This window comes from Pseudomonas sp. MT3, from assembly GCF_054720805.1.
This window is the reverse complement of sequence record NZ_JBTVPY010000052.1, coordinates 1-770: the sequence shown is the minus strand read 5'-3', so window position 1 is coordinate 770 and position 770 is coordinate 1. Positions and strand designations below refer to the sequence as shown.

Annotated in this window: 1 protein-coding gene; it reads right to left on the bottom strand. The window is 60.0% G+C overall.

Going from position 1 to position 770, the window contains the following annotated elements; all coding sequences use genetic code 11:
* Window positions 1-15: 15 nt before the first annotated feature.
* Window positions 16-770, bottom strand: a 755-nt coding sequence (gene tnpC / locus ACYCAX_RS26545) for an IS66 family transposase (protein WP_460249213.1), incomplete at its 5' end; no start/stop codon positions are given.

Sequence of the window (770 nt, the reverse complement as noted above, 5' to 3'; positions counted from 1 at the left end):
GTAAGCGAACGGGCATTACACGTTGCCAGCGGATACCCAGTTGTGCGGCAGCAGTTCGGCCAGAGCGCTGGCCTTCTGCGTCGGCAGTCGTGTGAGCACATCCTTGAGATAGGCATACGGATCATGCCCATTCATGCGCGCCGACTGGATCAGGCTCATGATTGCCGCCGCCCGTTTGCCGCTGCGTAGCGACCCGGCAAACAGCCAATTGGAGCGACCTAGAGCCCACGGGCGGATCTGGTTCTCGACTTGGTTATTGTCGATGGGCACAGCACCATCCTCGACATAGCGAGTCAGTGCCAACCAACGTTTGAGGCTGTAATCCAAGGCTTTCGCCGTGGCTGAGCCGTTGGGTACCCGATCACGCTGGGCCAGCATCCAGGCATGCAGCGCGTCGAGGATCGGTGAAGCCTGTTCCTGCCGTATTCGCCCGCGCTCTTCATCGCTCATGTCGCGCACTTGGCGTTCGACTTCGTACAGCCCAGCGATAGAGTGCAGCGCCTGTTCGGCCAATTGGCTTTTGTTCGCCGCGTGCAGATCGAAGAACTTGCGGCGGGCATGGGCCATGCAGCCGATTTCGGTGATGCCTTGCTCGAAACCGGCCTTGTAGCCAGCGAAGTCGTCGCAGACCAGCTTGCCATTCCACTGGCCAAGAAAATTGCGTGCATGCTCGCCGGCACGGCTGGGGCTGAAGTCGTAGACCACGGCCTTCAGATCGGCGAAGGGTGTGGTGCTGTAGGCCCAGACGTAAGCCCGATGGGTTTTCTTTT